The sequence below is a fragment of the Thiohalocapsa sp. ML1 genome, assembly GCF_001469165.1.
In the GTDB taxonomy this organism is placed as follows: domain Bacteria; phylum Pseudomonadota; class Gammaproteobacteria; order Chromatiales; family Chromatiaceae; genus Thiohalocapsa.
Genome location: NZ_JABX01000027.1, coordinates 70,812 through 76,853 on the forward strand (window position 1 = coordinate 70,812; position 6,042 = coordinate 76,853).

The window sequence follows — 6,042 nt, forward strand, 5'->3', positions numbered from 1 at the left end:
GACGGCCCTGAGATCGCGCACGGTTGCGCAAACGCCCTCAGCGCTTGCGCTTCGCCCGCGGGTGGGCCTTGTCGTAGACCTGCGCGAGGTGCTGAAAGTCGAGGTGGGTGTAGATTTGGGTGGTGCCGATGTCGGCGTGGCCGAGCAGCTCTTGCACGGCGCGCAGATCGCCGGAGGATTCCAGCAGGTGGCTGGCGCAGGAGTGCCTCAGCATGTGCGGATGCAGGTTGCGCCCGGCGCCGCGCTGCTCGGCCCATTGGCGCAGGCGCTGCTGGACGGTGCGCGGGTGGATGCGGGTGCCGCGGTTGCTGACGAAGAGCGCGGGCTCGTCTTGCCGGGCGAGCAGCCCGCGCACCTGCATCCAGCGGGCAATGGCCGCGAGCGCCGCGCTGCCGACGGGCACGCGGCGGGTCTTTTGGCCCTTGCCGAGGACGGTCAGGGTCGCGTCGTGCGGGTCGATGTCGCGGGTGTCGACGCCGATCAGCTCGGCGAGCCGCAGCCCCGAGGAATAGAACAGCTCCACCATTGCCGTGTCCCTGAGCGACAGCGGGTCATCGTCGCCGCCCTGGTCCGGGCCGGCGTCGATGAGCGCGCCAAGCTGGTCGGGGTCGAAGGTGTTCGGCAGCCGGCGCTTGGCCTTCGGCGGGCGCACGGTGCGGGCGGGGTTCAGCTTGGCTGCGCCCTCGCGAAGCAGGTATTCGAACAGCGAGCGCAGCGCGGACAGCTCCCGGGCCAGCGTGCGGGCCGACACGCCGGTGCGATGGCGGTCTGCCACGTACTTGCGCACGAGCCCGTCGTTGAGCGTGGTCCACTCCGGGATCGCGCGCTCCCGGCGCCAGGCCAGCATGCGCACGAGGTCGCGGCGATAGCTGTCCACGGTATGCGGCGACACGCGCCGCTCGTGCGCGAGGTGGTGCAGGAAGGCGTCGAGCCACACGTCGCCGGTGGCGGCCGGCGCGCTGGCGATGGGGTGGGGACTCGGGCTCGGGCTTGGGGTGGTCATGCCGGGCGCGGCGCCGTCAGCCGTGCCGGTGCGACAGATCCGTGAGCTTGGCACCGACGATGGCGCCGAGCCGGTCCAGCAGCTCCGTGCCCATGTCCGGTGTGAAGCGCTTCGGGTCGCGACTGCCGATGGCGAGCACGCCGGTTTGGTCCGTGGCGCAGACCGGCACCAGCGCCGCGGACTGGATGGCCGCGGCGTCGTCACCGAACAGCGGCTCCGCCTGCTTTGGCGCCAGCGGTCCGCACAGGCAGCGGTCGCGGTCCACGAACTCAACGAAGGACTGCACCAGCGGGTCATCGGCGCGCTGCGACGGGTCCACCGGGAAGAGCTTGATCGCGACGGCCTCGGCGTTGAACTGTTCGCGCCGCGCCGCCTCCAGCGCCGCGCAGGCGCGCTCGAGGTCCGGCACGGTGATGAGCGCGACGGTCAACTCGTGCAGGCGGGTGGAGAGCTGCTCGTACTCGTGCGCGCGGGCCATCAGGTGGTGGAGTCGGCCGCGCTCGTGCGCGAGCTGCTCGCGCAGCACCGCCACTTGATGCTCAATCAGCGACACGGCACCGCCGGCACCGTGGGGGACGTACAGCTTTGCCAGCACCTCCGGATGCCGGACCAGAAAGTCCGGTTGCCGCAGCAGGTAGGCGGCCACCGCCCGATCGGTTTCGTCGTCGTTGCGCTCGGCCTGTTGTCCGGACGCTGATGGTCCGTGCCCGGGGCGGCTGCTCATAGGTCGATTTCTCCATCGAAAACGCGGGCTGCGGGGCCGGTCATCTGCACCGGCTGCCCCGCGCCGGGCCACTGTATCACAAGGGTTCCACCCGGCAGGGACACCGCCACGCGCGCATCGAGCAGACCCCAGCGACGACCGGCGACAACCGCCGCGCAGGCGCCAGTGCCGCAGGCCAGCGTCTCGCCGGCGCCGCGCTCCCAGACGCGCAGCCGCACGTGGCCAGGGTCTTGCACCTGCAGGAAGCCAACGTTGACGCGGTTCGGAAAGCGCGGGTGGCGCTCGATGCGCGGGCCGAGCGACGTCACTGGGGCGCTGTCTACGCTGTCCACGCGCAGCACGGCGTGCGGGTTGCCCATGGACACCGCGGCGAGCTCGACGGTCTCGCCGTCCAGGTCGAGTGTATAGGTCGGCGCGTCGGCGTCGGCCAGGAACGGGATCTGCGCAGGCACGAGCCGCGGTACGCCCATGTCCACGGTGATCTGCTCGTCCGGCTGCACCCGGAGCAAGATCGGCCCCGCAGCGGTGCCGACGGGGATCTCGGTCTTGTCCGTGAGCCCTGCATCGTGCACGAAGCGCGCGAAGCAGCGCGCGCCGTTGCCGCACTGCTCCACCTCGGAGCCGTCGGCGTTGAAGATGCGGTAGTGAAAGTCCGTGCCTGGGAGCCGCGGCGCCTCCACCAAGAGCACTTGATCGCAGCCGATGCCGAAGCGGCGGTCCGCGAGCCGCGCCGCGAGCGCAGGCGTGATCGACAGCGTCTGGCGCACGCCGTCGAGCACGACAAAATCGTTGCCGAGGCCGTGCATTTTGGTAAAACGCATTGGAAGAAAGTTTGAGGGTGAAGTTTGAAGTTTGAAGTGTGAAGTGTGAAGTAATGCAAGCGAGTCAGTCGTTTACGCCGGCGCTCTTATTTCAAACTTCACCCTTCATACTTCAAACTTTCTTCCAACTTTCCCCCACACCGCCAAGTGCCGATCGCTCACCACATCCACCTCCAGCGCCTCGGCGAGCCCGGCGCTGCGTAGCTGTTCTTCGACCTCGGCGGGCTCGAAGGCGGCGTGCAGGGAGTTGCGGAAGTCCTGCCTCAGCACCGGTGGCGCGTCGGCGGCGTAGGTCTCGACCAGCGCCTCGGCCATGCCCGCGGAGCCGGGGCGCATCAGGTCCATCACCAGCACCAGCGCGCCGGGCTTGGCGGCGGCGCGGATGCTGCGCCAGAGCACCTGCGGCTCGTGCAGGTGGTGCAGCAGGCTGTTGGACAGGATGAGGTCATAGGCGCCGGTATCGAGCTGCGCCGACGGCAGCTTGTCGCACAGTAGCCGCACGCGCGAGGCGATGCCAGGGAGCCGGTCGATGGCCTGGCGGGCGAGGTCCAGCATGGCCTGGCTGCCGTCGAGCGCGTCGCACTGAAGCTGCGGGTAGCGCTTGAGCAGCCGGACCACGATGTCGGCCGGGCCGCAGCCCAGGTCCAGCGCGCGGGCGTCGGCGAGGCCCTGGGGCAGCGCCGAGTCGCGGACCTTTAGCACCTCGTCGGCGAGCAGCCGCAGAAACAGCTCGTTCGGCTCGCTGAGGTCGGCTTGCGCATAGGCGCGGGCTTGCTCGGCGCCGTCCATCAGCTCTGGCTCGGGGGTGCGCTTCATGGGCGATTCTCCCGATGTTGTTTCAAGGCAGCAGCGCCTCGCCGGCGTAGAGCTCGGCGATGGTCTCGCGGCGGCGCACCAGATGGGCCTCGGCGCCGTCGACGATGACCTCCGCCGCCCGCGGCCGGGTGTTGTAGTTGGAGCTCATGGTGAAACCGTAGGCGCCGCTCGCGCGCACCGCGAGCAGGTCGCCGGCGGCCAGCACCAGCTCCCGGCCCTTGCCCAGGAAGTCGCCGGTCTCGCAGACCGGCCCGACGATGTCCCAGGCGCGGGCCGCGCCGGCGCGCCGCACGGCGGGCACAATCTCCTGCACGGCCTGGTACAGCGCCGGGCGCAGGAGGTCGTTCATCGCCGCATCGACGATGGCGAAGTTGTGCGTCGCGGTGGGCTTTAAGTACTCGACCCGCGTCAGCAGGATGCCGGCGTTGCCGGCGATGGCGCGGCCCGGCTCCAGCACCACCTCCAGCGCGCGCTCGCCCAGGCGCCCATTAAGCGCTTCGGCGTAGGCAGCGGGCTCCGGCGGGACCTCATCGGTGTAGCGGATGCCCAGTCCGCCGCCGAGGTCCAGGTGCTCGATGTGGATGCCCTCGGCGGCGAGCCGATCCGCGAGCGCCAGCACGCGGTCCAGCGCGTCCAGAAAGGGCGCGAGGTCGGTGAGCTGCGAGCCGATGTGGCAGTCGATGCCGGCGACATGGACGTGGTCCATCGCCGCGGCGCGCCGGTACACATCCAGCGCATCGTGGATGTCGATGCCGAACTTGTTCTGTTTGAGCCCGGTGGAGATGTACGGGTGCGAGCGGGCGTCCACGTCCGGATTCACGCGCAGCGACACGGGCGCGATGACGCCCTGCGCGGCGGCGACGGCGGCGATGCGCGCAAGCTCCGGCTCGGATTCCACGTTGAAGCAGCGGATGCCGACGTCGAGCGCGCGGCGGATCTCGTCCTCGCGCTTGCCGACGCCCGAAAAGATGATCCGCTCCGGGGCGCCGCCGGCGGCGAGCACCCGCTCCAGCTCACCGACGGAGACGATGTCGAAGCCCGAGCCGAGCCGCGCGAGCAGGTTCAGCACCCCCAGGTTGGAGTTGGCCTTGACCGCGAAGCACACCAGGTGCGGGCGCGCCGCCAGCGCGCGGTCGAAGGCGTGCCAGTGGCGCTCCAGCGTGGCGCGCGAATACACGTAGCAAGGGGTGCCGAAGCGCTGCGCGAGCTCCCGGACGGGGATGTCCTCCGCGTACAGCGCATCGCCGCGATAGTTGAAGTGATCCATGCGGGGCCTGGGGGGTGAAGGGCGAGCTCAGGGTGCAGCAGGCGCCGGGGCCGCTTCGCTCGCGGGCGGCGGCCAGGGCGCGTCCTCGGCCGGGAACGGGAAGCTCTTGCCGCGCGCCCGCGCATCGCGCTCGGCCCGCGCCGGGTCGTCCTCGGCGAGGTAGAGATCGCCCTTCTGGCCGCAGGCGCCGAGCAGGAGCGTGGCCAGCAGTGCGGTCAGCAGCGGGAGGGGGGGGCGCAGGCGTTGCATCCGCCGATGATGCCCGATTCGGCGGTTGCCGGGCAAAAGGGAATCGGCGAGTCGGCCAGGCCCGCCCCGCGGGGCGCGGGGCGGCCAGGGTTTACTCGGAGTCGGCCTTTGCCGCGAAGCGCGCCAGCGTGGAGCCGTCGGCGTCCTTGAGCGTCAGCGTGTCGCCGCTGATGGTGTAGCTTGCCACCCGTTCGAGCGCGGCAAAGTAGGCCGCCTCCTGCTCGCTTGTGCCTTCCGGCCCGACGCAGGCCATCTTGGTGGCGGCGATGGGGCCTTCGAGCACGAAGCGCTCGCCCTCGACGCTGTAGCCGCCGCGGTACATGTTGCAGGCCTTGCCGGCGAGCTCGCCGCCGTCGCCGAGCCGCAGCAGGATCTCGGTGCCTTCCACCAGGCTGGTGACGGCACCCTTGCCGTTGTTGACGGCCGTGAGCCGCCACTCGGTGCCGGCGAGGGGCTTACCCTGGAGCTGCGTCAGCACGAGCACAGGCTCGCCGTCGGCGTCGAGCAGCCGCAGCGTCTCACCGTCCAGCGTGAAGCTCGCGACCTTGCCGAGCGCCCCGGTGACGGCCTGCTCCTGCGCCATCAGCGGCGGCGGGCAGGCCATCATGGTGCTGGCCATGTTCGGCTTGATGCTGAGCGACTGACCGTCGCGGTCATAGCCGCCCAGCAGCCGGTTGCAGCCGGCGCTGCCCGCGAGCCGGCCGTCTTGGAAGCGCAGCATCGCACGGGCGCCGCCCTCGATTTCGCCGAGCCCCGACTCGCCGCGGACCTGGCTCAACTGCCAGTCCGTGCCCTCCAACTCGGCGGCAATGGCAAGAGGAACAGCGGCGGCGAGCAATGCCGCCGCTAGGATCTGATGGAGCGTCTTCATCCGGGGGGACCTCCGTTGCACGGGCACAGGGTGATGGCCGCGCATTATCCCCCATCAGTGCAGCCACCGCCGCAGGGCCGCAGCGGACAATGGAGCCAGATAGGGTGCGAGGGGCGAGGGGCGAGGGGCGAGGGGTGCGGGCTGAGGGCTGAGCGCGGAGGGAACCCGTGCGCTCGTGCCTAGTGCAGCGGCGGGAAAGTCACGAGACCGTCTCGGACCGTTCGGGCGGGTCCACTCGCGACACCGCTCCGGCGGTGTCGCGCCTCGTAGGGCGCTCTGCGCCCCGGTGCA

At 70.7% G+C, this 6,042-nt stretch carries 7 protein-coding genes; all 7 read right to left on the reverse strand.

Annotation, left to right across the window (positions count from 1 at the left end; all coding sequences use genetic code 11):
* Nucleotides 1–37 precede the first annotated feature (37 nt).
* The 7 genes from xerC to ML01_RS17045 all read right to left on the reverse strand — a co-directional run bounded on the left by xerC (nucleotide 38) and on the right by ML01_RS17045 (nucleotide 5,751).
* On the reverse strand, nucleotides 38–1,003 hold the full coding sequence (gene xerC / locus ML01_RS17015; RefSeq protein WP_082674367.1) for a tyrosine recombinase XerC: 966 nt from the start codon (nucleotides 1,001–1,003) through the stop codon (nucleotides 38–40).
* A 16-nt stretch (nucleotides 1,004–1,019) separates the two neighbouring features.
* Nucleotides 1,020–1,727, reverse strand: a complete 708-nt coding sequence (locus ML01_RS17020) for a DUF484 family protein (RefSeq protein WP_058556593.1) — start codon at nucleotides 1,725–1,727, stop codon at nucleotides 1,020–1,022.
* Nucleotides 1,724–2,548, reverse strand: coding sequence for a diaminopimelate epimerase (dapF, locus tag ML01_RS17025; RefSeq protein ID WP_058556594.1), 825 nt, complete (start codon nucleotides 2,546–2,548; stop codon nucleotides 1,724–1,726). Before dapF ends, ML01_RS17020 begins: the two co-directional genes overlap by 4 nt.
* Before the next feature lie 105 nt (nucleotides 2,549–2,653).
* Nucleotides 2,654–3,364, reverse strand: coding sequence for a trans-aconitate 2-methyltransferase (locus ML01_RS17030; RefSeq protein WP_058556595.1), 711 nt, complete (start codon nucleotides 3,362–3,364; stop codon nucleotides 2,654–2,656).
* Between the two features lie 22 nt (nucleotides 3,365–3,386).
* A complete protein-coding gene (gene lysA / locus ML01_RS17035) occupies nucleotides 3,387–4,631 on the reverse strand; it encodes a diaminopimelate decarboxylase (protein WP_058556596.1) in 1,245 nt (414 codons plus the stop codon).
* A 27-nt stretch (nucleotides 4,632–4,658) separates the two neighbouring features.
* A complete protein-coding gene (locus ML01_RS17040; protein ID WP_058556597.1) occupies nucleotides 4,659–4,880 on the reverse strand; it encodes a lipoprotein in 222 nt (73 codons plus the stop codon).
* Nucleotides 4,881–4,971: 91 nt separating this feature from the next.
* Nucleotides 4,972–5,751, reverse strand: coding sequence for an META domain-containing protein (locus ML01_RS17045; protein ID WP_058556598.1), 780 nt, complete (start codon nucleotides 5,749–5,751; stop codon nucleotides 4,972–4,974).
* Nucleotides 5,752–6,042 lie beyond the last annotated feature (291 nt).